Here is a 712-nt window from a genome sequence, read left to right on the forward strand (position 1 = left end):
ATTTTCACTCGTAGTAATAGGTTGAGAAAGCATAAGCAGGTTTTCATCATGTGAAATTCCTTCTAATTGGAAACCTTTGTCATTACGGTAGATCATTTGAGGCTCCCATTTCCCAATGTCCATTTTGTAAACATCGAAGAACTGAGGATCTCTTACCTTAGAAAGATATATCATCGACTTCTTGTCATCACTCCAGCTTCCAAACATGGCTTTTTCATTTTCTCCGGGGGTGAGGTCTTTTGATTTGCCATCTTTTCCCAGCAGATAAATGTGACTGATCTCATTTCCTCCTTTGTCTGCAGAATAGAGAATTTCTCCGGAACCGGGAACGTAATCAATAGCAAAAAAAGAATCTGTTGTTGAATTGGTAATTTGTTTCTTTGAACCGTCAGCCAATTGAATTTCATACAAGTTGAAAATACCAGATTCATCGCTATCCATGAGCAATTTCTTTTCATCTTCAGAAAAAACACCACCTCCAACACGGGTGTTCTCATAGAATTCCTCAATGGTGTATTTCTCAATCGAAGCAGTGTCCTGTTGCGCCCATAAAGGGAAGCACAGGAACAGTAATAAATAAAGGAATGGTTTCATAAATTAAAGTTTTAGTCAGTTATAAAGGGAAGGAGTGAGGGGTGCTGCCTGTATTAAATTTACTAATAATTTTCACAGGCTGCCAATAAAAGACCAATCTCTAATTAGTTACAGCTTT

General features: G+C 37.6%; 1 protein-coding gene. It reads right to left on the reverse strand.

Annotated features, from left to right (window positions below):
* The coding region (locus tag HC175_RS15870) for a TolB family protein (RefSeq protein ID WP_369074335.1) at nt 1-594 on the reverse strand (594 nt) is incomplete at its 3' end.
* Between the last annotated feature and the right edge of the window lie 118 nt (nt 595-712).

Source organism: Salinimicrobium oceani, from assembly GCF_012037645.1.